The 26510-nt window shown below is 70.2% G+C and carries 15 protein-coding genes and 1 pseudogene; 6 read left to right on the forward strand and 10 right to left on the reverse strand.

Translation table 11 applies throughout. The annotated features are described in order from the left end of the window. Nucleotides 1–44 precede the first annotated feature (44 nt). The 4 genes and pseudogenes from AC731_RS15595 to AC731_RS15610 all read left to right on the forward strand — a co-directional run bounded on the left by AC731_RS15595 (nucleotide 45) and on the right by AC731_RS15610 (nucleotide 7473). Complete coding sequence (locus tag AC731_RS15595; protein ID WP_048707380.1) at nucleotides 45–2150, forward strand: ATP-dependent helicase; 2106 nt, start codon at nucleotides 45–47, stop codon at nucleotides 2148–2150. Between the two features lie 85 nt (nucleotides 2151–2235). After that, the gene (locus AC731_RS15600) at nucleotides 2236–3744 is read left to right on the forward strand and encodes a sigma-54 interaction domain-containing protein (RefSeq protein ID WP_048707383.1); all 1509 of its coding nucleotides are present in this window, start codon (nucleotides 2236–2238) and stop codon (nucleotides 3742–3744) included. Nucleotides 3745–4056: 312 nt separating this feature from the next. Beyond that, nucleotides 4057–5448 (forward strand): GntP family permease, encoded by a 1392-nt coding sequence (locus AC731_RS15605; protein ID WP_004291242.1) that lies wholly within the window; start codon nucleotides 4057–4059, stop codon nucleotides 5446–5448. A gap of 20 nt (nucleotides 5449–5468) precedes the next feature. Then, nucleotides 5469–7473: pseudogene (locus tag AC731_RS15610) on the forward strand (acyl CoA:acetate/3-ketoacid CoA transferase). A 26-nt stretch (nucleotides 7474–7499) separates the two neighbouring features. Here AC731_RS15610 and AC731_RS15615 read toward each other — a convergent pair. From AC731_RS15615 to AC731_RS15625, 3 genes are all read right to left on the reverse strand, one after another. Further along, nucleotides 7500–7874 (reverse strand): DUF488 domain-containing protein, encoded by a 375-nt coding sequence (locus tag AC731_RS15615; RefSeq protein WP_048707385.1) that lies wholly within the window; start codon nucleotides 7872–7874, stop codon nucleotides 7500–7502. A gap of 548 nt (nucleotides 7875–8422) precedes the next feature. Beyond that, nucleotides 8423–9400 (reverse strand): cysteine synthase A, encoded by a 978-nt coding sequence (gene cysK / locus AC731_RS15620; protein ID WP_048707387.1) that lies wholly within the window; start codon nucleotides 9398–9400, stop codon nucleotides 8423–8425. A 148-nt stretch (nucleotides 9401–9548) separates the two neighbouring features. Continuing rightward, the gene (locus tag AC731_RS15625) at nucleotides 9549–12392 is read right to left on the reverse strand and encodes an AMP-binding protein (protein ID WP_048710239.1); all 2844 of its coding nucleotides are present in this window, start codon (nucleotides 12390–12392) and stop codon (nucleotides 9549–9551) included. A gap of 177 nt (nucleotides 12393–12569) precedes the next feature. Between AC731_RS15625 and AC731_RS15630 the strand changes: the two genes are divergently transcribed. After that, nucleotides 12570–13802, forward strand: a complete 1233-nt coding sequence (locus AC731_RS15630; RefSeq protein ID WP_205626685.1) for an Eco57I restriction-modification methylase domain-containing protein — start codon at nucleotides 12570–12572, stop codon at nucleotides 13800–13802. Between the two features lie 3 nt (nucleotides 13803–13805). On the opposite strand, the gene AC731_RS15635 is transcribed toward AC731_RS15630, so the two are convergent. The 3 genes from AC731_RS15635 to AC731_RS15645 are packed head-to-tail and all read right to left on the reverse strand — an operon-like array spanning nucleotide 13806 to nucleotide 20346. Beyond that, nucleotides 13806–14891, reverse strand: coding sequence for a response regulator (locus tag AC731_RS15635; protein ID WP_048707393.1), 1086 nt, complete (start codon nucleotides 14889–14891; stop codon nucleotides 13806–13808). 26 nt (nucleotides 14892–14917) lie between these two features. Next, the gene (locus tag AC731_RS15640) at nucleotides 14918–18217 is read right to left on the reverse strand and encodes a response regulator (RefSeq protein ID WP_053085838.1); all 3300 of its coding nucleotides are present in this window, start codon (nucleotides 18215–18217) and stop codon (nucleotides 14918–14920) included. 8 nt (nucleotides 18218–18225) lie between these two features. Further along, nucleotides 18226–20346: a DctP family TRAP transporter solute-binding subunit gene (locus tag AC731_RS15645; RefSeq protein WP_062450120.1), complete on the reverse strand. Its 2121-nt coding sequence runs from the start codon at nucleotides 20344–20346 to the stop codon at nucleotides 18226–18228. 304 nt (nucleotides 20347–20650) lie between these two features. Here AC731_RS15645 and AC731_RS15650 point away from each other — a divergent pair, with 304 nt between their 5' ends. Beyond that, entirely contained in the window at nucleotides 20651–22792 is a 2142-nt protein-coding gene (locus tag AC731_RS15650) for a putative bifunctional diguanylate cyclase/phosphodiesterase (protein ID WP_048707398.1), read from the forward strand. A gap of 11 nt (nucleotides 22793–22803) precedes the next feature. Here AC731_RS15650 and AC731_RS15655 read toward each other — a convergent pair whose 3' ends face one another. The 4 genes from AC731_RS15655 to AC731_RS15665 form a co-directional block, all read right to left on the reverse strand. Then, nucleotides 22804–23853 (reverse strand): patatin-like phospholipase family protein, encoded by a 1050-nt coding sequence (locus AC731_RS15655; protein ID WP_048707401.1) that lies wholly within the window; start codon nucleotides 23851–23853, stop codon nucleotides 22804–22806. Nucleotides 23854–24027: 174 nt separating this feature from the next. After that, complete coding sequence (locus tag AC731_RS20090) at nucleotides 24028–24195, reverse strand: hypothetical protein (protein WP_004291264.1); 168 nt, start codon at nucleotides 24193–24195, stop codon at nucleotides 24028–24030. Nucleotides 24196–24204: 9 nt separating this feature from the next. Beyond that, nucleotides 24205–25389, reverse strand: coding sequence for a YeeE/YedE family protein (locus AC731_RS15660; protein WP_004291267.1), 1185 nt, complete (start codon nucleotides 25387–25389; stop codon nucleotides 24205–24207). Between the two features lie 22 nt (nucleotides 25390–25411). Further along, nucleotides 25412–26401, reverse strand: a complete 990-nt coding sequence (locus tag AC731_RS15665) for a sulfurtransferase (RefSeq protein WP_048707405.1) — start codon at nucleotides 26399–26401, stop codon at nucleotides 25412–25414. Nucleotides 26402–26510 lie beyond the last annotated feature (109 nt).

Consider the following 26510-nt stretch of genomic DNA (forward strand, 5'->3'; position numbering starts at 1 on the left):
AACGGCGCTATCGTGGCGCCGTCAGGCTGAATATAATTACAGCCATGCCGACCGCCCATGCCCCTGATGCCACCGCCGCCGCGGCCGCCGCGGCCGATCCGCTCGCGCAGCTCAACCCTGCGCAGCGCACGGCGGTGGTGCAGGGCGTGGGCGACCGCGCGACGCCGGGCGCGCCGCTGCTGGTGATCGCGGGCGCCGGATCGGGCAAGACCAACACGCTGGCGCACCGCGTCGCGCACCTGATCGCCCACGGCGCCGATCCCGGCCGCATCCTGCTGCTCACCTTCTCGCGCCGTGCGGCCGACGAGATGGGGCGCCGGGTGCGGCGCATCCTGACGCAGGCGTCGGCCGGCCGGCCCGGTCTGGCGCAGGCCGAGCTGCACTGGTCCGGCACCTTCCACGCCATCGGCGCGCGCCTGCTGCGCGATTACGCCGGCCGCATCGGGCTCGACCCCGGCTTCACCATCCACGACCGCGAGGACGCCGGCGACCTGATGAACCTGGTGCGCCACGAGCTGGGCCTGTCGGCGACCAAACAGCGTTTTCCGCAGAAGGGCAGCTGCCTTGCGATCTACTCGGCGGCGGTCAACACACAGGCGCCGCTGGCGGAGGTGCTGCAGGCGAGCTTCCCCTGGTGCGCGGAGTGGGAGGACGCGCTCAAGCGCCTGTTCCGCGCCTACGTCGAGGCCAAGCAGGCGCAGCAGGTGCTCGACTACGACGACCTGCTGCTGTACTGGGCGCAGATGGTGGCCGAGCCTGCATTGGGTGAGGAGATCGGCGGCCTGTTCGACCATGTGCTGGTCGACGAATACCAGGACACCAACCTCCTGCAGGCGTCGATCCTGCTCGCGATGAAACCCGATGGCCGCGGCCTGACCGTGGTCGGCGACGATGCGCAGTCGATCTACGCCTTCCGCGGCGCCACCGTGCGCAACATCCTCGACTTCCCGGCCGCCTTCGAGCCGCCCGCGCAGGTGGTGACGCTGGAGCAGAACTACCGCTCCACCAGGCCGATCCTGGCGGCCGCCAACGCGGTGATCGCGCTCGCCGCCGAGCGCTTCACCAAGAACCTGTGGTCCGAGCGCGAGTCGGCCCAGCGTCCGCGCCTGGTGTCGGTCAAGGACGACGCCGACCAGGCCGCCTTCGTCGTCGACACCGTGCTGGCGCGGCGCGAGGAGGGGCTCAGGCTCAAGCAGCAGGCGGTGCTGTTCCGCGCTTCGGCGCACAGCGCGCGCCTCGAGATGGAGCTCACCCGGCGCAACATCCCCTTCGTGAAGTTCGGCGGGCTCAAGTTCCTCGAGGCCGCCCACGTCAAGGATGTGCTCGCCGTGCTGCGCTGGGCCGAGAATCCGCGTGACCGCATCTCGGGTTTTCGCGCCATCCAGCTGCTCGCCGGCGTCGGCCCCAAGACCGCCGGCCGCGTGCTCGACAACGTCTGCGCCGCGCCCGAGGGCTGCGCGCTGCTCGCCGAGCAGCCGGTGCCGGACGCCGCGCGCGCGGGCTGGCAGGAATTCGCCGCGCTGGTCGAGCGCCTGGCCGAACGTCCGCAGTGGCCGGCGGATTTCGAGCTCGCCTGCCGCTGGTACGAGGCGCAGATGCCGCGCCTGTACGACGACTTCGCGGTGCGCGTGCTCGACGTCCAGCAGCTCGCCCGCATCGCCGCCACCAGCCCGAGCCGGCAGCGCTTCCTCACCGAGCTCACCCTCGACCCGCCCAGCGCCACCAGTGGCGAGGCCGGCATGCCGCTGCTCGACGAGGACTACCTGATCCTGTCGACGATGCACTCGGCCAAGGGCCAGGAGTGGAACGCGGTGAGCGTGCTCAACGTGGTCGACGGCTGCATCCCGTCCGACGTCGCCACCCGCAACAGCGCCGAGGTCGAGGAGGAGCGCCGCCTGCTGTACGTGGCGATGACGCGCGCCAAGGACAGCCTCGACCTGATCGTGCCGCAGCGTTTCTACGTCACCCAGCAGATGGGCATGGGCGACCGCCACGTGTATGCCGGACGCACCCGCTTCATCCCCAACCGCCTGCTCGGGCACTTCGAGCAGATCAGCTGGCCGCCTCCGCCGCCCGAACTGCAGGGCTCGCCCGCCTCACGCCAGGCGGCGATCGATCTCGCGGCGAAGATGCGCGACATGTGGCGCTGAGCATCGCCACGGCGTCCCGCGAGCGTTGCCGCCCGCCAGGGGCGGCGCCATAATCGGTCGCCCTTTCCTTCCTGTAAGCCTGCCCATGGGTCTTTCCGCCGCCGACCTTGACGAGAACGGCCTCAAGATCGGCATCTCGCCCGAGCATTTCCGTTCGGTGGCGATGCCGCTGCTGTTCGACCACCTCAACGCCCAGTGCGAAGGCACGGTGGCGGTCAACCGCGAGGCGCGCATCGTGTGGATGAGCGACAAGTACGCGAGCAAGATCGGATTGGCCGACGGGCGCAGCGCGCTCGGGCGCGAGATCGAGGCGGTGTTGCCGTCCAGCCGGCTGCGCGAGGTGGTCGACAGCGGCCAGCCCAGCCTGCTCGACCTGATGCCCTTCGGCGACGAGCACTTCGTCGTCACCCGCATCCCCTTGCGCGCCGATGACGGCCAGGTGGTGGGGGCGCTCGGCTTCGTGCTGTTCGACCGCGCGCGCCACCTGAAGCCGCTGATGGAGAAGTTCGGCCGGCTGCAGGCGCGTCTAGCCGAGACCGAACGTGCGCTGTTGCAGGCCCGGCGTGCGCGGTACACGATCGCCAACTTCATCGGCACCAGTGCGGTCGCGACCGAGATCAAGCGCCAGGCGCGCCGCGCTGCCCAGCTCGACGCCACCGTGCTGCTGCACGGCGAGACTGGCACCGGCAAGGAGCTGCTCGCGCAAGGCATCCACAACCTGTCGGCGCGCGCCGACGGCCCCTTCGTCGCGGTAAACATGGCGGCCGTGCCGGACAACCTGGTCGAGGCCGAACTGTTCGGCACGGCGCCGGGGGCCTTCACCGGCGCCGATCGCAAGGCACGGCTGGGCAAGTTCGAACTCGCCAATGGCGGCACCCTGTTCCTCGACGAGATCGGCGACCTGTCGCTGCCACTGCAGGTCAAGCTGCTGCGCGTGCTGCAGGAGCAGCAGGTCGAGCCGCTCGGCTCCAACCAGGTGCGCCCGCTCGATGTGCGCGTGATCGCGGCCACCCATGTGGATCTCGAGGCGCGGGTGGCCGAGGGCGGCTTCCGCGCCGACCTGTTCTACCGCCTGAACGTGCTGAGCCTCCGCGTACCGGCGCTGCGCGAGCGTCGCGAGGACGTCCGCGCCCTGGTTGAGGCCTTGCTCGACGACATCGCCGCGCGCTCCGGCCAGCGTCCACTGGAGCTTGCCGACGACGCACTGGCGCTGCTCGCAGAGCAGGCCTGGCCGGGCAACGTGCGCCAGTTGCGCAACCTGCTCGAGCGCGCCCAGCTCAGCGCCGAGCGCGGTCCGCTCGATGGCGCGGCGCTGGCGGCCCTGCTCGGCACTGCCGAGCCGGCGCTGGCCGTGCCCGCCGCGGTCGCGAGCCCGCGCGCCGTGGCGCCGGTCGCGTCATCGGAGGCGACGCCGGACACGCTGCCCGGCGAGCGCGTCGTACCGCTCGCCGACAGCCTCGCGCGCGCCGAGCGCACCGCGCTGCTGGCGGCGTTGCGGGCCTGCGGTGGCAATCGCCGCCTGGCGGCGAGCCGGCTCGGCATTTCGCGCGCAGGCCTCTACGCCAAGCTGCAGCAGCACGGCATCGCGCGCTGAACCGCGTGGCGTGCCGGAGTTGTCCAGAAATCTGGACTGACTCTCCGGAAGTGTCCGTATTTCTGGACATGTCTTGAATTCTGGAGCCTTCCGGGCGCCCATCGTGCGCCGTCTCCAGCAATGACGAACGGCAATAAGTCGCTTCGATAAGTCAATCAGCGCATGCGATCCGGGCTCGCGTGCACCCGCTCGGGACCCGTTCCGGCCGCAGCGCGCCTGAGCTGGCACGGATGCTGCTGTCTATGCCGGGAACCGCGGCAGCGTCCGTGGCTGAAAGAAAACCCAAAAAATCATCGAGGAGGAGAAAACCCCATGGGCACTCTAGGCATTCTGTTGTCTCTCGCGCTGCTGATGTATCTCGCCTACCGCGGCATCAGCGTCCTGCTGCTCGCGCCGCTGCTGGCGCTGCTGGCCGTGTTGATGTCCGGCGAGGCGGCGCTGCTGCTGCCGACCTACACCCAGGTCTTCATGAAGGCCATGGGCGGCTACGTGATCCAGTTCTTTCCGCTGTTCCTGCTCGGCGCCCTGTTCGGCAAGCTGATGGACGACTCGGGCTCAGCGCGCGCCATCGCCCATGCCATCGTGAACAAGGTGGGCAGCCAGCGCGCGGTGCTGGCGATCGTGCTGGCCTGCGGCATCCTGACCTACGGTGGGGTGTCGCTGTTCGTGGTCGCCTTCGCCGTGTATCCGATCGGCGCCGCGCTGTTCCGCGAGGCCGGCATTCCGAAGCGCCTGATTCCCGCTGCGATCGCGCTCGGCTCCTTCACCTTCACGATGACCGCGCTGCCCGGCACGCCGGCGATCCAGAACGCCATCCCCAGCCCCTTCTTCGGCACCGACGCCTTCGCCGCGCCCGGCCTGGGCCTGATCGGCGGCCTGATCATGTTCGGCCTCGGCACCTGGTGGCTGAGCGCCCAGCAGCGCAAGCTGATGGCCGCCGGCGAAGGCTACGGCCACCACAGCGGCGAGCCCGACAGCGAGCCGGCCGATGCGCCGCGCCCGGGCTTCTGGATCGCGCTGCTGCCAATCCTGGTGGTGATCGGCCTCAACTTCGTGATGGCCAAGCAGGTGCTGCCCGCCATCGATACCAGCTACCTCGCCAAGCCCGAGTTCGGCGGCCTGCAGGACGCGCGCTCGCTGATCGGCATCTGGTCGATCATCGTAGCACTGTCGGCGGCGGTGCTGCTGCTGGTGGTACTGCACTGGGCGCGCTGGGCCGACCTGATGAAGACGATCAACGAGGGCTCCTTCGGCTCGATGCTGCCGATCCTCAACACCGCGACCGAAGTCGGCTACGGCACCGTGATCGCCTCGCTCGCCGGTTTCGTGGTGATCCGCGACCTGGTGCTGGGCATCGCGCCGGGCAACCCGCTGATCTCGGAGGCGGTGGCGGTGAACGTGCTCGCCGGCATCACCGGCTCGGCTTCAGGCGGCATGTCGATCGCGCTCAAGACGCTGGGCGCGGAATACCTCGCCATGGCCACCGCCGCCGGCATCAGCCCCGAGCTGCTGCACCGCGTCGCCGCGATGGCCTCGGGCTGCATGGACACGCTGCCGCACAACGGCGCGGTGATCTCGTTGCTGGCGATCTGCCGCCTGACGCACCGTGAGTCCTACGGCTTCATCGCGATGAACACGGTGGTGTTCCCCCTCGTGGCGCTGGTGGTGGTGATCACCCTCGGCACGCTGTTCGGCAACTTCTGAGCACAGACGGGAGATCGGCGATGAGCACGAGCACACATCCGATTGCCGCCTCGCTGCGCGCGTCCGACACCGGCAAGGTGGTGTCGGCGCGCGAGGCGGTGCGCCTGATCCGCAGCGGCGACACGGTCGCCACCGGCGGTTTCGTCGGCATCGGTTTCCCGGAGAGCATCGCGATCGCGCTCGAGGAGCGCTTCCTCGAGGGCAGCGAAGCCGGTGCCGAGGGCGGCGGGGCGCCGCGCGACCTGACCCTGGTCTATGCCGCCGGCCAGGGCGACGGCAAGGACCGCGGTCTCAACCATCTCGGCCACGACGGCCTGGTGGCGCGCGTGATCGGCGGCCACTGGGGCCTGGTGCCCAAGCTGCAGGCGCTGGCGGTGGACAACCGCATCGAGGCCTGGAACCTGCCGCAGGGCGTGATCTCGCACCTGTTCCGCGACATCGCCGCCGGCAAGCCGGGCACGCTGACCCGCGTCGGCCTGGGCACCTTCGTCGATCCGCGCTTCGGTGGCGGCAAGCTCAATGCGCGCACCACCGCCGAGCTGGTGCGGCTGATGCCGATCGACGGCGAGGACTACCTGTTCTACAAGGCCTTCCCGATCCACGTCGGCATCATCCGCGGCACCACCGCCGATTCCGACGGCAACGTCACCATGGAAAAGGAGGCGCTGACCCTGGAGGCGCGCGCGATCGCGATGGCGGCGCGCAACTCCGGCGGCATCGTCATCGTGCAGGTCGAGCGCATCGCCGAGCGCGGCTCGCTGAACCCGCGCCAGGTGCAGATTCCCGGCGTGCTGGTGGATTGCGTGGTGGTGGCGGACCGGCCCGAGCACCACATGCAGACCTACAGCGAGCAGTACAACCCGGCCTTCGCCGGCGAGATCCGCGTGCCGCTGTCGGCGATCGCCGCGCTGCCGATGAGCGAGCGCAAGATCATCGCCCGCCGTGCGGCGATGGAACTGCGGCCCGACGCGGTGGTGAACCTGGGCATCGGCATGCCCGAGGGCGTGGCCACCGTCGCCGCCGAGGAGAAGGTCATCGACCTGCTGACCCTGACCGCCGAGCCGGGCGTGATCGGCGGCATTCCGGCCGGCGGCCTGTCCTTCGGCGCGGCGGTGAACACCCAGGCGATCATCGACCAGCCCAGCCAGTTCGACTTCTACGACGGCGGCGGGCTGGACATCGCCTTCCTCGGCCTTGCCCAGGCCGACCGCGAGGGCAACCTCAACGTCTCCAAGTTCGGCCCCCGGCTGGCCGGCGCCGGTGGCTTCATCAACATCTCGCAGAACGCGAAGAAGGTGGTCTTCGTGGGCACCTTCACCGCCGGCGCGCTGCAGGTGGCGGTGGAGCAGGGCAGTCTGCGGATCGTGCACGAAGGGCAGGCACGGAAGTTCGTCGACGCGGTCGAGCACCGTACCTTCAGCGGACCGCAGGCGGTGAAGTGGAACCAGGACGTGCTCTACGTGACCGAGCGTTGCGTGTTCCGCCTGTGTGCCGAGGGCCTGGAACTGATCGAGATCGCGCCGGGCGTCGACCTGCAGCGCGACATCCTCGACCAGATGGATTTCGCTCCGGTGATCAAGCATCCGCCGGCGCGGATGGACGCGCGCATCTTCGCCGACGAGCCGATGGGCCTGCGCCACGACCTGCTCGGCGTGCCGCTGGCGCAGCGGGTGGCCTACGACGCGCAGCAGGGCGTGCTGTTCCTCGATTTCGAGGGCGTGCGCCGTACGCACGCCGCAGGACATCGCCGCGATCCGCGACGCGGTGCGCGCGACGCTGGCCCCGCTCGGGCGCAAGGTCGACGCGGTGGTCAATTACGACCGTTTCTCGATCGTGCCGGAGCTGGTGGATGACTACGTGGAGATGGTGAGGGGGCTCATGGACGCGCATTACCGCACGGTGACGCGCTACACCACCAACGGCTTCCTGCGCATGAAGCTCGGCGAGGAGCTGGAGAAGCGCCGCATCCCGGCGCGCTTCTACGAGAGCGCCAGCGCGGCGCGGCAGGGGCTGGCCGGGGCTTGATGGGGGCAGCCGTTGCCGGGGCGTTTTCAGGTCCCGCCCGGGCCGGCCTCCACATCCAGCCACAGGCGCAGCGCCTCGGCGTTGTTGCAGGTGGTGTCGCGCGCGGCGTAGAGCAGGGTGAGGACCGGATGCGCGGTGATCAGGCCGCGCAGTTCGGCGAGCGCCGGGGCGGCGGCGGGGGTCTGCAGTTCGTCGGCGTAGCGCTGGCGGAATTCATCCCAGCGTGCGGGGTCGTGGCCGAACCACTTGCGCAGTTCGTTCGACGGCGCGAGCTCGCGCAGCCAGTGGTCGACGCCCGCGGTGTCGCGCTTGAGGCCGCGTGGCCACAGGCGGTCGACGAGCACGCGGCAGCCGTCGTCGGGGGTGGGTGGGTCGTAGGCGCGGCGGGTGCGTATGGGCATGGTCGGGGACTCCTGTCTTTTGAACGGCCGAGATCAGGGTGGCGTAACCACTTGTCGTTTGGCTCGAGCGCCTTGAATGCAGGTCGGCTGTTCTGCGCTTGAGATCCGCCGGGGACGCGCGGGGTATTCCTTCCGGGGCTGCGGAACTCGCTCGATTCCTCGCTCGGACAGTCCTCGCCCCTTCACGAATACCCCGCACATCCCCGGCTACCGAGGTTTCCGCTCGACTGCCCAAGAACCATCAACTCTCGACACGTTGCTCTCTTGCGGGGAGCTCCTGCGTAGATTCAGCGCTCAACGTCTTGCTTTCCATTGAGCTGCACCCGCGATTCCAGGATGCGTGCGGGGTGTTCCTGAAGGGGCGAGGACTGTCCGAGCCGAGCGAAGCGAAGGTGAGTTCCGCAGCCCCGGAAGGAACACCCCGTGCGCGTCCTTTTCCGCAAACCGTCGAGCGGCGGCGGTTGGAAAACAACGCCCGCCTCAAGCACAAGCGCTTGAACGACCACCCTGCGCCACAGCCTCGGTTCAGCAGGCCCGCACGCAGGCGCTCAAATCGCCAGCCCCTTGTCGTCGAACATCCCCTCGAACAGGATCGAACTCAGGTAGCGCTCGCCCGAGTCCGGCAGGATCACCACGATCGTCTTGCCGGCATTATCCGGCCGCTGCGCCAAGCGCACTGCGACCGCGGTGGCCGCGCCGCAGGAGATGCCGGCGAGGATGCCTTCCTCGCGCGCCAGACGGCGGGCGTAGAGCACTGCGTCCTCGTTGCTCACCTGCTCAACGGCATCGACCAGCGACAGGTCCAGCACCTTGGGCACGAAGCCCGCGCCGATGCCCTGGATCTTGTGCGGCGCCGGGGCGAGCGGCTGGCCGGCGAGGTGCTGGGTCAGGACCGGGCTGGCGGCGGGCTCCACTGCCACCGACTGGATGTCCTTGCCGCGCACGCGCTTGATGTAGCGCGAGACGCCGGTGATGGTGCCGCCGGTGCCGACCCCGGAGACCAGGATGTCGATGCCGCCATCGGTGTCGTTCCAGATCTCGGGGCCCGTGGTGGTCTCGTGGATAGACGGGTTGGCGGGGTTCTCGAACTGCTGCAGCAGGACGTAGCGGCCAGGATCGCTGTCGGCGATCTCCTTCGCCTTGGCGATCGCGCCGTTCATGCCCTTGGCGCCCTCGGTCAGCACCAGCTTCGCGCCGTAGGCGACCAGCAGCTTGCGGCGCTCGATGCTCATGGTCTCGGGCATGGTCAGCGTCAGCGGGATGCCGCGCGCGGCGCAGACGAAGGCGAGCGCGATGCCGGTGTTGCCGCTGGTGGGCTCGACGATCTCCTTGCCCGGTCCGAGACGGCCGTGCGCCTCGGCGTCCTTCACCATCGAGGTGCCGATGCGGCACTTGACCGAGAAGGCCGGGTTGCGGCCTTCGATCTTGGCGAGCACGGTCGCCGGTGCGCCGTCGAGCACGCGGTTGAGACGGACGAGCGGGGTGTGGCCGATGGATTCGGCGTTGTCGGGGTACCAGTGGGACATGCGGATTTCCTCGTGTGTAAGACGGACGGGCGGACGTCACCCATGGCCGCAGTATAGGCAGGGGCGAGGCGCCCCCGCCATGCTGCGCGGCAGCGTCCGGGGTGCGACCGGGCAGGTTCAGGCTTCGCGGGTGGTGCCTCAGGCCAGCTCAGCGCCGGGTCGCATCGTCCTCGCCGCAGTGCGCGAGGATGTCGGCCCGCACCGCGTCGCGCAGGGCGAGCAGGTCGTGCCAGTCCTCGCCATCGGGTTGGAGGGGCGCACAGACCGTCACCGCGAGCGCGCCGGGCCGCGGTCGCCAGCTGCCGTCGGGCAGCACCGCACGGGTGCCGGCGAGCGCGACCGGCACCACGGGCAGGTGCTGGCGCGCGGCCGCCTGGAAGGCGCCGAGGCGGAAGGCCTGCAGGCCGGGGCGGGCGCTGAAGGTGCCCTCGGCGAAGAACAGCAGTGGCGCACCTGTGCCGGCTCCGGCGGCGAGCGTGTCGGCGTCTTCGACACCATGTGCGGCGTCGAAACGACGTACGAAATGCGTGCCCATGCGCTCGAACAGCGGCCGCAACAGGCGGTTGTCGCGCAGCTCGGCCTTGGCCACGAAACGCACCGGCTGCGGCAGCGCGGCGGCGAGCACGAGGCCGTCGATGTAGCTGGCGTGGTTGGCGACGAGCACGCAGCCCTTGGCTGGCAGGTGGTCGACGCCCTCGACCCGCAGCGTGCAGCCGCATAGCCACGCATGCAGGCGGGCGATGCGGTGGCAGGCCGTCCAGCGCTGCTCGAGGCGTGGCAGAACGAGAATGGCCAGCGTGGCGATCGGCGCGAGCAGCATGAAGGCGAACCACGCCCACGCCGCCCGGAGCTGGTGTGGGACCGTCTCCGCGGCCCGGCGCGCGCGGCCGGCGAGACTCGCCCGCTGCAGCCGCAGCACCTGCAGCCAGGTGGCGCGGCTGGGGGCGCCGAGGGTGCCGGCGAGGTAGGCGTCGCGGACGGCGGCGCGGCGGATCTTGCCGCTGGAGGTCTTGAGCACCGCGTGCGGCGGCGCGAGCACGACCGCGTCGGGCGCGAGGCCGAACTGTTCCATCGCGGCGGCGGTGATGCGGGCCTCGAGCGCCGCCCGCGTCTGCGGATCGCTGGTGCGCGTCTCGGCCACCACGACCAGGCGCTCGTCCACCTCGCCCGGCACGAGGGTGCCGAACACCGCGACACAGCCCTTGCGCACGCCGGGCAGTTCGCCCGCCGCTTGCTCGAGGTCGTAGGGGTAGAGGTTGCGGCCGGCGCGGATGATCATCTCCTTTGCCCGGCCGGTGAGGTAGAGCTCGCCGTCGGCCAGGTAGCCGTGGTCGCCGGTGGCGAGCCAGCCGTCGCGGATCAGCGCGGCCGTGGCCGCCGGATTGCGGTAGTAGCCGGCGGTGGCCGAGGGGCCGCGGAATTCGACTGCGCCGACGCAGCGCTCGGGCAGGGGGTGGCCGTCGGCGTCGACGATGCGTAGTGCGTGGCCGGGCAGGGCCGGGCCGCAGGACACGAGACGCAGCGTGTCGCTGTCGTTCGTCGCGGGCCTGACCTGGGTGCCGAGGCGCACGCTGGATCGCTGCACGTGATCGATCACCACACCGCGCCCCGGCGGGGGCACGCACAGGCCCACGGCGCATTCGGCCAGGCCGTACACGGGCATCAGGCTGTGCGCATCCAGGCCGTAGCGGCTGAAGGCCGCAGCGAAGCGCGCCAGGGTGTCGGGGTTGACCGGTTCGGCGCCATTCGCTGCCAGTCGCCAGGACGACAGGTCGAGCCCGTCCAGCTCGGTGTCGGCCAGACGCCTTACGCACAGCTCGAAGGCGAAGTTGGGCGCCGCGGTGACCGTGCCGCGGTAGTGGTGGATCGCCCACAGCCAGCGCTCGGGCCGGGCGAGGAAGTCGAGCGGCGACATCAGCACCAGGGGGAGGCCGTGGTACAGGCTGCCGAGCCAGGTGCCGATCAGGCCCATGTCGTGATACAGCGGCAGCCAGCTCACGCACACATCCTGCGGCCCAAGCGCGGCGGCGCGGCCCCAGGCGCGGATGTTGGCGAGCAGGTTGGCGTGGCTCAGGGCGACGCCCTTGGGGTCGCCGGTGGAGCCGGAGGTGTACTGGATCAGGCCGAGCGCGGCGCTGCGTAGCGGCTGCGGCGGCAGGGGTGCGCGTCCGCTTGCGGCCAGCGCGTCCGGCGTGCTGACATGGGCGAGGGTGGGAACCAGCCCGGCGAGCATGCGGGCCAGCGGGCGCACGCGGTCGAAGGTGATCAGCACCCACGCTTCGCAGTTGTGCAGGATCCCGGCCTGTCGGCGCAGGTGCTCCTCGATCTGGTTGGGGCGCGCCGGCGGATACATCGGTACCGGCACTGCGCCGGCGAACAGGATGCCGAAGAAGCAGCGGAAGAAGTCCAGGCCCGAGGGCAGCATCAGCGCCACGCAGTCGCCGGGGCGCACGCCGAGTGCGACGAGCGCGCCGGCAAAGCGCGTGGCCGCCTCGTGCAGTTGCGCGCAGGTGAGCGTCTCCGCATGCGCGTCATCGACCAGGAAGCGGACGTGGACGCGCTCCGGATGGCGTGCGACGTGCCATTCGAGGACCTCGACCAGGGTTGCGGCGGACGCCGGGAGCGGCGGCGTGGCGCCGGCCGTTGCCGGCTCGGGGGCGGAGGGTTGCGGCGGCGGCATGCCGCCCTCCATGTCGGCGCTGCGGGGCGATGGTGTGGGGGCGCGGGCGGCCTGCGCCAGGGCGTGCAGCAGGTCGCGCGGCGTCTCGGCGTCGGCGAGCACCTCGGTCGGCAGGCGTAGGACGAAGCGGCGCTCGATGCGGGCGAGCAGTTCGACGCGGCTCAGGCTGTCGAGGCCGAGTTCCCGGTCGAGAGGACTGTCGAGGCTGGCGCGCCGCGTCGTGCCGGGTTGCAGTTCGCGAACGACCTCGTCGATCAGGCGCAACAGCGCTTCGGCGTCGGGCGGGTGGGCGTGGGCAGAGGGGGCAGGCATCGGCGACATCCGGTGTGCGCCTTCGGGTGGCTCGAGGCCGGGGAAGGGCGGCCGCGTCGCACACCGGACCGCCCCGGCGGGCAGCAGCCTTGGTAACATCGCCGCCCATGTCAACCTGCCTTGATTCCCGCACCCCCCGGGTGGTTCCCTGCCGAGGAGCGCGCCGTGTCTGAGCAAATGGGGCTTGGCCTGCGCGACGTCGCCGCGCTCGGCCAGGTCTTCACCCCCGAGCCGGTCGTGCGCGCGATGCTGGCCCTGCGCCGCAACTGCGGCCGCGTGCTCGAGCCCTCCTGCGGCGACGGGGCCTTCCTGCGCCACCTGCCCGGTGCGGTGGGGCTCGAGCTGGATGCCGACCACTGCCCGCCGGGGGCCCTGGCGCTCGATTTCTTTGCCTACCCGGAGCGCGAGCAGTTCGACACCATCATCGGCAACCCGCCCTATGTCCGATTCCAGGACATCCCGGCGGCGACGCGCGAACTGATCGCCCAAGGCCGCCACGGCCGCTGCCTCGACGGACGCTCGAACCTGTACCTGTTCTTCATCGAGAAATGCCTGCGCCACCTTGGGCCGGGTGGCGAGCTGATCTTCATCACGCCGCGCGACTTCCTCAAGGCGACCTCGGCGGTCAGGCTCAACCGCCTGCTGGCCGAGACGGGCAGCATCACCGACGCGATCGAGCTGGGCGACGCGCGCGTGTTTCCCGACGCCGTGCCCAACTGCCTGATCTGGCGCTTCGAGAAGGGTCGCAGTGAACGCGCGATGCGCTACTGCGAGATCGGCGTCGAGGACGCGCTCGCTACCGCGCTGGCCGTCCCCGCGTGGGTGTCCCGTCACTTCCTCGAATGCGCCGGCCACCTGATGTTCGCGCGCGGCGACTATCCGCTGCGCCTGTCGGACGTGGCCTTCGTGAAGGTCGGCGCGGTGTCCGGTGCGGACGACCTGTACGCCGACGCCGCGCACGGCAACCGCGATTTCGTGTGCTCGTCAACCGTCAGCACCGGCCAGGCCCGGCGCATGATCTGGCCCGAGCCGGGCGAGGCGCCGCCAGCGGTGCTGCAGCCGCACAAGGCGCGCCTCCTGCAGCGCAAGGTGGCGCGCTTCGACGAATCGAACTGGTGGATGTGGGGCCGCATGCACTACCGCAGCGCGCAGCCGCGGGTGTATGTGAACGGCAAGACGCGCGCGACGCGCCCCTTCTTCGTCCACGACTGCACCGACTACGACGGCTCCGTCATGGCGGTGTTCCCGCGCCGGCTCGATGTGGATGTCGAGGCCTTCCGCGACGCGCTCAATGCGGTCGACTGGGCCGATCTCGGCTTCGTCTGCGACGGCCGCTTCCTGTTCACCCAGCGCAGCCTGGAGAACGCGCCGCTGCCGGCCGCGTTCGCGGCTTTCCTGCCCCCGGGCTGAGGTTCAGGAAGGGGGCAGGAGGCGGTCCGAGTAGGTGTGGGCGATCGCCTGGAACTGCTCGGTGAGCGCGACGAAGGCGTCGACGACGACCGGATCGAACTGCGCGCCGCGCTCATCGAGGATGATCTTCGCGGCCTCGGCGTGGCTGAAGGCTTCCTTGTAAACCCGCGTGCAGATCAGCGCATCGTAGACGTCGACCAGCGCCATCAGCCGCCCGGCCAGGGGGATGTCCTCCCCGGCGAGCCCGTTGGGGTAGCCCCTGCCATCCCAGCGCTCGTGATGACCGAGGATCAGCTCGCGGGCCAGGCGCAGGAAGTGGCTGCTGCCGAGCTGGCCCTTGGCGACGTCGAGGGCATTCGCACCGTACTCGACGTGCCGCTTCATCTGCTCGAACTCCTCCGCGGTGAGCTTGCCGGGCTTGAGGAGGATGCTGTCGGGCACCGCGACCTTGCCGATGTCGTGCAGGGGGGCGCAACGGAACAGCAGCTCGATGGTCTGGGGGTCGAGCTGCGCGCGGTAGGGGCCGTGCTGGCCGAGGTGGGTGGCCAGCGCCCGCATGTAGTGCTGCGTGCGCTTGATGTGACCGCCGGTTTCGCTGTCGCGGTATTCGGCCAGCGAGGCGAGGGCTTCGATGGTGACCTGCTGGGTCAGGGCCAGCTCCGCGGTGCGCTCCTGCACCAGTGCTTCGAGCGCCTGCTCGTAGCGCTTGAGCCGCAGGTGGTTGTGCACCCGCGCCTTCACCACCAGCGGCTCGAAGGGTTTGCGGATGTAGTCCACCGCGCCCAGCTCGAGACCCGTGGTCTCGTGGCCGGTCTGGTCGAGCGCGGTGATGAACACCACCGGGATGTGCTCGGTCGCGGGCAGGCCCTTGAGCCGGCGGCAGACTTCGTAGCCGTCCATCTCCGGCATCATGATGTCGAGCAGGATGATGTCGGGCTGCGGCTGGGCCTGGGCGATGTCGAGGCCCTTCTTCCCGTTGATCGCGGCCTGAACGACGTAGTCCCCACGCAGCAGCTGGCGCAGCACCTCGATGTTCTCGGGGGTGTCGTCGATGATGAGGACGCGTTGTCGGGTGTCTTGCGTGGCCATGTCTGCGTGAACCGGGAGGGGATTGCTCAGGCGGGGGTGCCCGAGTCGATCCGAAGTGTCTCGGCGATGTCCTTTAGTTCGCCGAGCGCCTGGTCGAAGTCGTAGTGAGCGATCGAGTGCGCCAGCCGTCTGATTTTGTCTGCAGGGAGCTGGCCGCGCAATGACTCCCGCAGCGCCTCGAACAGCTCGACGGCTTCGGTGTCGCCGGTTTGCAGCAGCGTGCGCAGCCTCGCCAGCCCCTCGGCCAAGGCGCCGGGGTCGACGGCGGTGGCGGACCGGCTTGCCGGCGCGCTTGCGGGCATGCCCGCGAGTCCGTCGAGGACCGGCGCCAGAGCCTCGATGACGGTGCCGAGTGTGGCGTCGATCTCCGCGTCCGGGGCGCTGCGGCGACAGGCTTGCTCCAGTTCTCTCGCCGCTGCGGAAAGGGGGAGGGCGCCGATGGTCGCCGCCACGCCCTTGAGGGTATGGGCGTGGCGGGTCGCGGCGGCGTGGTCGCCCTCCTGCCGCGCGCGCGCGAAGCGTGCGGCGAAGTCCGCTTCGCCTTGCGCGAACAGGCGCAGCAGCGTGAGGTAGATCTGGGGTTCGCCGTCGCAGCCCTCCAGGCCGCGCTGCAGGTCTATGCCAGGCAGCGTGGCGGGCAGTCCGGGCGGCAGCGCTTGGGTCGCGGGCGGGCGATCCGGCTGCGGGGCCGCGCCGCGCGGCTTGATCCACTGCGCCAGGGTCTGGAACATGCGGGCGACGTCGAGCGGCTTGCCGATATGGTCGTCGAGTCCGGCGGCGAGTGCCTTCTCGCGGTCGCCGGCCATCACGTTCGCCGTCATCGCGATCACCGGCAGCCCGCGCCAGCGCGGGTCGAGACGGATCGCGCGGGTCGCGGCATAGCCGTCCATGACCGGCATCTGCAGATCCATCAGGACGCCGTCGAAGCGCTCGCGCTCGAGCCAGTCCAGGGCTTCGCGACCGTTGGCAGCCACCCGCAGGCTGATGCCCGCGTTGCGCAGCAGGTCGACGGCAAGCTCCTGGTTGAGCTCGTTGTCCTCGACCAGCAGCAGGTGGGCGCCGCGCAGCTGGTCATAGACCGCGCGGCTTTCCTCCGCACGCAGCGCGCGCCGGCTGTGCGTCGGGCCGCTGTGGCCAAGGGCACGCAGGATGGCGTCGAGCAGCGAGGATGGTGTGACCGGCTTGCCGATGGCGCCGAACACGGCCGCATCGGCCGGCAGGTCGCCGGGGTCGCGTGCGGTCACGATGATGACCTTGGGCAGGTGTTCCGGCCTCAGGCGGCGGGCGATTTCACGGGCACAGCTCAGGCCGTCCATGTCGGGCATCATCCAGTCCATCAGGACCAGGTCATAGGCCTGGCCGGCGCGTTCGGCACGCTCGAGCTCGGCCAGGGCCTCCGGGCCGCTGGCCGCGCTGCTGCAGGCGAGCTGGAGGGCGTCGAGCATGTTCTCGCAGACCTTGCGTGCGCTCTCGTTGTCGTCGACGACCAGGATGCGCAGGGCCGCCAGCCCCAGGTCCGCGTGAGGGGCCTCGCCGTGTTCGGCGGGCTGGTCGTGGCAGCGCGCGGGCAGGGTGAAGTGGAAGGCGCTGCCCGCGCCGAGCTGGCTCTCGGCCCAGATGCGCCCGCCCATCATCTCGACCAGGTGGCGCGAGATCGCCAGGCCGAGCCCGGTGCCGCCGTAGCGGCGGGTGGTCGAGCTGTCGGCCTGGCTGAACTGCTGGAACAGGCGCGCCATCTGTTCGGCGGAGATGCCGATGCCGGTGTCGCGCACGGTGAACTGCAGGGTGACGCGATCGACTTCGCGCTCGACCTCCCGGACCGAGACGACGACCTCGCCCCGCTCGGTGAACTTCACCGCGTTGTACCCCAGGTTGGTCAGCACCTGGCCCAGGCGCAGGGGGTCGCCGACGAGGTGGCGCGGCAGCCCGGGCGACAGGTCGAAGAGCAGTTCGAGCCGCTTCTCCTCGGCCTTGAGCCCGATCACGTTGCTGAAGTCGTCGAGGACGTCGTGCAGGTCGAACGCCACCGCGTCCAGGGCGAGCTTGCGGGCCTCGATCTTGGAGAAGTCGAGGATGTCGTTGATCAGCGTGAGCAAGGCCTCGGCGGAGCGGTGCACCTTCACCAGGTAGTTGCGCTGGCGCTCGCCCAGCGCGGTGCCGAGGGTCAGATGCACCATGCCGATGATGACGTTGAGCGGGGTGCGGATCTCGTGGCTCATGTTGGCAAGGAAGTCCGATTTTGCCCGGTTCGCCTCCTCTGCCTCGTGGCGCGCCGCCGACAGCTCGGCGGTGCGCTGTACCACCCGCTGCTCGAGCTCGCCCTGCATCTGGCGCAGCTCGGCGGTGCGACGGGCGAAGGCCGCGGCGAGGTCCTCGAGCTCGTCACCGGTGCCCAGCGGGCGTGCCAGCGCCGCGTCGTCCTCGCCGATGACGCGGCGATAGAGGGTCAGCAAGGGCGCGGCGATGGTGTTGCCGATCCAGGTGCTGAGGAAGACCGCAACCACGGTCAGGGCCAGGCCGACCAGCAGGAAGCTGAGCAAGGCCTCCCACACCGGATCGCGATAGACGGTTTCGGGCAGGCCGATCTCGAGCTCCAGCCCGAGTGCGCCGAGCAGCGGCTCCGAGGCGCCTGGGACGATGCGCTGGGTGATGTAGGTCTCGCCTTCCCTGAAGTTGTGGGCGAAGAGGGGCGTGCCGTCCTTGAAGAAGCGCAGGTAGGCCTGAGGGTGGTGCAGGGGGTTGCGCGCGACGATTGCGCTGAGGTCGAAGGCGACCGCGACCGCGCCCTGGGTGGTGTTGTAGAAGCTGATCGGCGCCGCGACCACCAGTTGCTGCTCGGGCAGGCGGATGTACAGGGTGCGCTGCCCCATCGCGAGCGCGCCGCGCAGGGCCGGTGAGGCGTCGTAGTTGACGATGCGTGGGCCGGTCTGGAATACCGGCCTGCCATCGAAATCGACCAGGGCCAGACGCACCACGTCGCGTTCGGCCGCGAAGTTCTCGGCGAGCTTGGGGAGATAGGATTGTCGCCCCTGTTCGTCGACCAGGCCGTTGATCACCAGCTCGTTGACCGCCAGGCGCTCGGTGTTCTCCACCAGTGCGGCGATCCGCTGCTCGAGCAGGGCCTGGTTGGCGCGACCGACCTCGAGCAGGGAGGTCTGCATCAGCCGGCTCAGGTGGCCGTCCATCTGCACGGCGACCAGCGCGGTGATCAGCACCATCACCGCTGCGACGAAGCCCGAGACCTGGAGCGTCAGGCGGCGCTTGAGGCTGCGGCGATGGGCATGGGGCGACGGCGGCGTGGTGGCGGTTGGAGGCGTGGTGTGCATGGTCGTCGTCAGCGCGGCAGCAGGCGGAGGACGCCGTGTTCATCGAAGCGCGCCATGCGGTAGTCGCTCTCGTCCAGTGCGTCGTGACGGTTGGCGCTGAAGGCCGGGGCGTAGCGTCTGACGGCACCCTCGTGCGGCGGCAGGTGCTGCAGCGCCTCGCGCACGGCCTGGCGTTCGCTGGTGCCGGCCTGGCGCAGTGCCGCGGCGAGCAGGTGGATGAGGTCGTAGGCCTGGGTGACACCCTGGGGGGCGATGACGTCCTGCGGCGACGCGACGTCGTAGCGCTGCAGGTAGCGTTGCGCCAAGGCCTGCGCCTGCGGGCGCGGATTGTCGATTAGGCTTGCGGTCTGGAACACTTCGAGATCGAGCTGGGCGATCGCATGGCGGCTTGCCGCCCACAGGTCGGTGGCGGTGATCCCCCAGTGCGCGACGATCGGCAGCGGATCGGACTGGGCGGCCATCTCGCGCACGACGTAGTGGCCCTCGAGGGGGTTGGCGATCATGAGGAGCACGTCGGCCTCCTTGGCCCTGAACCGCGTCAGCTCGCCGCGGAAATCCGTCGCGCCGCGATTGAACACGGCCTCGCCCGCCAGTTCCAGCCCGGTCTGCGCGATGTGCTCCCGCAGGCGCTGCTGCATGCTGCGCCCCCATTCCGAGTTCTCGACCAGCAGGGCCGGCCGGCCGAAGCGCTTGCGCACGTGCTCGACGAGGAAGGGGGCGACCAGATTGTCGTTTGCCGAGGCGCGGAAGATGTGATTCGGCTTGAAGTCGTGCTGCACCACCGCGGCCGAGGCGCTCCAGGGTACGAGCAGTGGCAGGCCGAGGCGGTGCAGGCTCTCCTGTTCGGCGATGATCACGTGCGAGTGCATGCCGCCGAGCACGGCGACCACATCGGGGGTGGCGGCGAAGTGCTCGATGTTGGCGATGCCCAGGCCCGGCTGACTCCTGTTGTCGCGGGCAATGAGCTTGAGTGGCTTGCCGAGCACGCCGCCAGCGGCATTGATCTCCTCGATCGCGAGTTGTGCGCCGCGCTTGATCGCGAGGCCGCCCAGACGCCCGTCGGTCGAGAGGTCGGCGTCCAGGCCGATCAGGATGTGGCGCCCGGGCACGCCATACTTGTGCTCGAGCAGTTCGTCGCTGCGCGACAGCAGGTCGGGGCCGATGAGCGCCTCGAAGCGCCCGGGAATGTTGGCGGTTGCCTCGGCGAAGCGGCGGCGCTCGTCCTCGCTCAGGGTGTGGATGGTGACGCCGGCGGCACGGATGGTCTCGAGCAGCTGCGCCTCGCGGCGATGGGTTTCCGCGCGCTCCCAAGGCGTGAGCGCGCGTGCCGTGTCGATGAGCAGGGTCCGCTGCTCCGGGCTCAGGGTGTCGAAGACGCGGCTGCTGATCACGAACACGTAGCCCAGATAGCCGTGATTGCTCAGCGTCAGGTGCGGCTGCACTTCGTGGATGCCCATCGCGACGATGGCGATCAGCGGGTTCTCCTGAGCGTCGACCACGCCATCGGCGAGCGCCTGCCGGGTGGCGTGGAAGTCGATCGGGATGGAGTGCGCGCCGAAGGTGCGGAACTGGTCCATCAGCATCCGGCTCTTCATGGTGCGCACCCGCGTGCCGGCGAAGTCTTCCGGGCTGCGCAGCGGCCGGTCACCGGTGAACTGCTTGAAGCCGTTGTCCCAGAAGGTCATGCCGATCAGGTCGATGCTGCGCAGCTTGTCGAGCAGCATCTGCCCGGGCTCGCCATCGAGCATCGCGTAGAGGTCTTCCCGTGTCGGAAAGTAGAAAGGCAGGTCGGCGTACTGCATGGCCGGGACCGCCACGCTGACCTTCGCGGTGGGAATCAGCAGCAGGTCCAGACTGCCCTGGCGGGCCATCTCCAGCATCTGGTCGTCGGTGCCCAGCGCCTGCCCGGGGAAGACCTCGATCTTCAGTGCCCCCCCGCTCCGGGTGCCGACCTCGGCGGCGAAGCGTGCCGCGGCCTCGAACAGGGCGCCGTCGGTGATGTTGTGGCCAAAGCGAAGGGTCCGCACCACCTGCTGTGCCGGCGCTGCGTTGGGCGTGGGTGCGGAGGGCGTGCGATGCAGCAGCGAGGCCGTCAGGCCCAGTGCGATCAGCAGGAGGGCACTGATCACGATGAAGACGGGGTTCCTGTATATGGCCATGGTCCGGGCAGCGATGGAGGGCGGCCTGCGATCGGAGCGATCGCGTCAACGCTTATCGGCATTTAGCATCGGATTGGCTGCGCCAGCAATGGAATCGTGCACACTCCGCCGCCGGCGTGGTGCGGATGCACCAATTTGACGCCGGTGCCCGGTTCGTCCGCCTCGCGCTGGTGCGGCGGCACCCCGGCGCCCGGGCCGTCCGCCCGCTGCTGCGCGTGTCCGCCGGAGGCATGGATATTGCCATTGCCCACGGTCGCCCTTACTCGCCCCGCTCATGCTGTCTGCCCGATCGATCCCGCGCCTGCGCACCAGCCTGCTCGCCAGCACCCGTGTCGACCGTGCCCGCGTGCTCGACACGCTGGTCAACAACCTCGATGGCATGGCCTATCGCTGCCACCTCGACCGCGACTGGACGATGGTCTTCGTCAGCCAGGGCTGCCTCGCTCTGACCGGCTATCCGGCCGACGTGCTGGTGGGGGCGAACGCCTTGTCTTGGGAGGCCGTCACCGACCCGTCCGACCGCCAGCGGGTGCGCGGCGAGATCGAAGCCGCGGTGCGCAGCGCCCGCCGCTTTGCCGTCGAATACCGTATCCGCACGCGCGAGGGCGACACCAAGTGGGTGCTCGAGCGCGGCATCCCGGTGCCGGACGAGCGCGGCTGCATCGTCATCGAGGGCTTCGTGGAGGACATCACCGAGCATCGCGCGATGGTGGCCGCGCTCGAGCATGCCGAGCTGCGCTACCGCCACATCTTCGAACACGCCTCGGAGGGCATCTTCCAGACCACGCCGGAAGGTCGCTACCTCGCCGCCAACCCGGCGCTGGCAAAGCTCTACGGCTATGCGGGTCCGGACGAGCTGATCGCCGACCTGGCCGAGCTCGACCGCCGGCTGTACGTCGAGCCCGGCCGGCGGGCCGCCTTCCGCCGGCTGATGGAGACGCACGGCGAGGTGCGCAACTTCGAGTCCGAGGTCTACCGCCGCGACGGCTCGCGCATCTGGATCTCGGAGAACGCGCACATCGTGCGCGGCAGCGACGGCCGCCTGATCTGCTACGAGGGCACGGTGCAGGACGTCTCCGAGCGTCGCCACTACGAGGCCCAGCTCGAGCGCCAGGCCAACCGCGACCAGCTCACCGGACTGCCCAACCGCAACCTGCTGCGCGACCGCATCGAACAGGGCATCGCCCGCGCGGCGCGGCGCGGCTGCATGCTGGCGCTGGTGTTCATCGACCTCGACGGCTTCAAGTTCATCAACGACAGCCTCGGCCACGCGGCCGGCGACGAGCTGCTGGTCGAGATCGCCGGCCGGCTCAATGCCAGCATCCGCAGCTCGGACACCGTGGGGCGGCTGGGCGGCGACGAATTCGTGCTGGTGCTGAACGACCATGAGCAGCTGGGCAGCGTGATTTCCACTCTCGAGCGCGTGCTGCAGGACATCGGCCGTCCGGCCGCGCTCGCCGGGCGCGAGCTGCAGGTGGGGGCGAGCCTGGGCGTGGCGATGTACCCCGACGACGGCGACGACGCCGACAGCCTGCTCAAGCATGCCGACGTGGCCATGTACGCGGCCAAGAGCCGCGGCCGCAACAACTTCCAGTTCTTCACCCGAGCCCTCAACAGCGTCGCCGAGGAGCGCCTGACGCTGGAGGCAGCGATGCGCGTGGCGATCGAGCGCGACGAGTTCGAGGTGCACTACCAGCCCAAGCTCGACCACCGCCGCCGCATCGTGGGCATGGAGGCGCTGGCGCGCTGGTTCCACCCCGTACTGGGCGACATCCGTCCGGACCGCTTCATCCCGATTGCCGAGGAATGCGGGCTGATTCTGCCGCTGACGACCTGCATCCTACGCCGTGCCTTCGCCGCTGCGCGCCGCTGGAACCAGGGTCGCGACCAGCCGCTGCGCCTGGCGGTGAATCTGTCGCCGCGCCTGTTCCTGAGCCGGGACATCGTCGCTCATGTATCCGGCCTGTTGTGCGATGCGGGGCTGCCGGCCTCGCAGGTCGAGCTGGAGGTGACGGAAACGGTCTTCCTCGGCGACGACGAGCTGGCCGTCGGGATCTTCCGTGCGTTCAAGGCGCTTGGCCTCAGCCTGGCGATGGACGACTTCGGCACGGGCTACTCGTCGCTCAGCTACCTGCGCCGCTTCCCGCTCGACACCATCAAGATCGACCGCTCGCTGGTCGTCGGCATCGAGCAGCAGGACGAGATGGCGATGATCGCGCGCGCAGTGATCTCGCTAGGTCAGAGCCTGCGCAAGACGGTGGTCGCGGAAGGCGTCGAGAACCCGGCGCAGTTCGACTTCCTGCGCTTTCAGGGCTGCGACGAGTTCCAGGGTTACCTGTTCTCGCGCCCGCTGCCCGAGGCCGGCTTCGCGCGTCTGCTGGAAGCAGGCGGCGTCATCGCGGCCCGGGGCGACTGAGCGGCCGGCGGCTACAGGAACAGGCCGGCGACATCGACCGTCTCGCGCCGGCCGATGGCGTTGCGGTGCCGGCCCAGCCAGGCATCGGCCGCGGCGCGGCCGAATGCGTGCAACTGGCCGAGGAAGGCGCTGGTGGCGTTGAGCCTGCTGGCGCCATGGATGTCCTCGAGTTCGCGCGCCTCGATCAGGTGGAAGCGCTGCTGCAGCAGCTTGCGCTCGAAGCGCCCCCGCGGCCAGAACGAGGACGTCTCGCGGATATGGCGCCGGGCGTGCGCGATCATGCGCATCTCGCGCAGGAAGGTGGTGGAGAAGCCCAGCTCCATGCTGCGTGCGGCGATGTCGTCGGCACTGCGTGGTGCGTTCTCGCGCTGCAGCGGGTTCAGCAGCACCAGCAGGATGTCGGGCGTGCTGCACGCGTACAGCAGCGGGTAGATCGCCGGGTTGGCGGTGAAGCCGCCGTCCCAGTAGAACTCGCCGTCGATCTCCACCGCGTGGTGCAGCGTCGGCAGGCAGGCCGACGCCAGCAGCGCGGCCTCGCTGAGTTCGGCAGTGTGGAACAGGCGTACCTTGCCCGTGCGCACTGCGGTGGCGGCGATGAACAGCTTCAGCGGACAGTCATGCCGCAGGCGCTCGAAGTCGAACTGGGCGCGGACGACGTCACGCAGCGGATTGAGCTCGAAGGGATTGAACTGGTAAGGCGAGAACATGCGCGTGAGGCCGACCAGCATGTTCATCGGTGCGGGCAGGGCGCCGTCGTTGGCCGGATTGAGCGTGTGCAGCAGCTCGAGATGGAAGGGCACGCTGTCGCCCACCGCATGCCAGAAGCGGGCCAGGGCTGCGCGCGCGCCTTCGGCGCCGCCCTCGGTCCAGCCCTGGGCGAGGGCAACGGCGTTCATCGCCCCGGCGCTGGTGCCGCTGATGCCCTCGAGGTCCAGCCCGGCCTCGAGCAGGCGATCGAGCACGCCCCAGGTGTAGGCGCCATGCGCGCCACCGCCCTGCAGCGCGAGGCTGAGCAGGGGGCGGGGCGGGCTGACGCGCTTCGGCCATGGCAGTTTCGGCATCGCAGGATCCTCCGCATCGAGGCGCGGCGCAGGGGCGGACGGCACGGGCTGCGCCGGCCGGTTTGTTGCGCCGCACAATGCGAAGTATCACGCGACTTCCATTGCAGCTTCAAGCAGGACCCTGCGTCGGGTGCCGCGTCGGCGAAGCCGGATGGCACACCGACGCAGGCGGGCTCAGCGCCCCGAGCAGTGTCCGCCGGAGGCCGCCTGGCCGCTGCCGAGCGCGATCGGGGGCGGTTCCACGCGCACGCCGCCGGTGCTGGCGGTGTCCATCGCGACCAGGGCCAGCACCAGCAGCCAGAACACGGCGGTGGCGAGGCGGAAGAGCTTCTTGTTGTCCATGTCGTCTCCTCAGCCGCTGACGCGCTGGCGAATGCGCACGCCGAGAACCGAGCCCGCGAATGCGAGCGCGAACCACACCCAGCCATGCAGGCTGGCCGAGGCGATGCCGCCGAGGTAGGCGCCGACGTTGCAGCCGAAGGCCATGCGCGAGCTGTAGCCCATCACCAGGCCGGCGACGCAGGCAGCGATCAGGCGGCGCGAGGACGGGATCTTGAAGTCCGCGGGACCGTTCCAGCGCGAGGCGGCCAGGGCGCCGTAGATCAGGCCGAGGTTGGTCACCGAGGTCACATCGGCCAGCAGCGGTTCCGCCAGGCGCACCGCATGCGGATCGACGCCCCAGAACGGGTCGCCGACGGCGCTCCAGCCCAGCGCGGTGGCGATCTTCGCGCCCCACACGCCGATGCCGTAGACGATGCCCCAGGGCTGCCCGGCGACGATCAGGTGCAGGCCGTACAGGGCCGCCAGCAGCAGCGCGCCCAGCCACCAGCGCCGGGACCAGCCGGTCGCCGTGCGTGGAGTCTCGGCGACCGGGGCGGCAACGAAGCTCGCAGTGGCCGCCCGCGCCGATTGCAAGGCCGCCGCCTGCACCGAGGAGGACACGCGGGAGGACGCGCGCGGCGCGGCGCGGCCAGCCAGCCAGGCGACCAGGCCGCAGGCGAGGACCGTGATCGCCAGCGCGACCGGCCAGCCGAACGCCAGCAGGTCGACCGCCGGCAGGCCGCCGAGGGCGATCCAGCCCGGCTGGTGCGAGGCACCGACGAAGCTGCCCAGGGCGAAGGTCGGCAGCACGGCGAAGGACAGCGGCGCACCGGCGCCGGCCTTGTACAGCGTGCCCGAACCGCAGCCATCGGCCAGCTGCATCGCCGCGCCGAACAGGAAGGCGCCCAGCACCAGGCTGATCGTCAGCGGCGCCACCGCACCGACCAGTTCGCCACCGCTGCCGGCGATCAGCGGCAGGCTGACCGCAGCGGCGAGCACCATCAGCAGCATCTGCGCCCACAGGCCCTGCGGGTCGCGACGCTCGATGAAGTCGCGCCAGCCGGTGGTGAAGCCGAAGCGCGCGCCCTGCAGCACGGCGCCGAAGCCGATGCCGAGCAGCGCCAGCAGGCCCTGGCGCACGCCGGCGGCAAGCATCACCGCCAGCACGCCGGCCAGTCCGCCGACGACGAGGAACAAACGGGTAAACCAGCGCATTGGAACCGTCCCGACCCGTGGCTTACTCGAAAGCGCGCTTGATGTCCTGCACCAGCGCGGACACGCGCGAGGGCTGGTTCTGCATCGGCAGTTCGGCCTTGCTCCACTCCACCATCGACGCCGGGTAGAGCTTCACCGCGGTGTTGCCGGCGATCTCGGACATCACGAACCAGTTGGTGGCAGCCCAGTGGCCGGTGTTGCAGAAGGACACCGCCGGGCCGGCTGCCGCGCCCGACTGCGCGACCAGCGACTTCAGCTCCGCCGCGGGCTTCAGCGTCGTACCGCCCTTGACGAAGAACTGGGCGTTGTCGAAGGACTGTGCGCCGGGCAGGGTGCCGTAGCGGGCGGCCGCATCGGCGCGGGCCTCGCCGGTGTAGAAGCGGGCCGGGCGGGCGTCGACGAGCAGGGGGGCCGAGGACGACTGCACGGCCGCCGCCAGTTCCTGGCTGGACACGATCTGCGTCTCGTCATAGCGATAGGTGAACTGGCTGGGCGCGACCGTGGGTACGGCCTTGTCGAGGGCGCCGCCGCGGGTCTGCCACAGCTTGGTGCCACCGTCGAGGATGGACAGGCGGCTCAGTCCGCCGACCTTCAGCGTCCAGTACACCCGGGCCGCTGCGCCGAAATCGGTGTGGTCGGCGCCGCCATGCACCACGATCACGTGGGTGTTCCGGTCGATGCCTGCCTTGCGCAGCACTTCGGTGAGTGCGGCTTCGGGCACGAGCTGGCCGGCGTTGTCCTTCGGCCCGCGGAACTTGCCGTAGGGCGTGTTGATCGCGCCGGGGATGTGGCCCTCGGCGTAGTCCTTGTCGCTGCGGATGTCGAGGATGCGCACGTCCGGCTGGCCGAGCAGCGGTTTCAGGTCGGCGGGCGTCAGCAGCGGGGCGGGGAGGGCCACGGCGGGTTGCGCCTGGGTGGCACCCGGCGCGGGAAGAGTGTTCGCAGACACCGGCAGGGCCAGGGAAAGACCGCCAGCGGCGATCGTCAGCGAGAGCAGGAGCTTGTTGAGCATGGCGTATTCTCCGTTCGGTCGTGCAGGGGTGCCCCCCGTCCGGGGGCCGCCGGGGCTTGTCGGCGCCCCTTGAAGTCGTGGAGGCGCAGGATACGGTGAGACGCCAACA

The sequence above is a fragment of the Thauera humireducens genome (assembly GCF_001051995.2).
Lineage (GTDB): Bacteria > Pseudomonadota > Gammaproteobacteria > Burkholderiales > Rhodocyclaceae > Thauera > Thauera humireducens.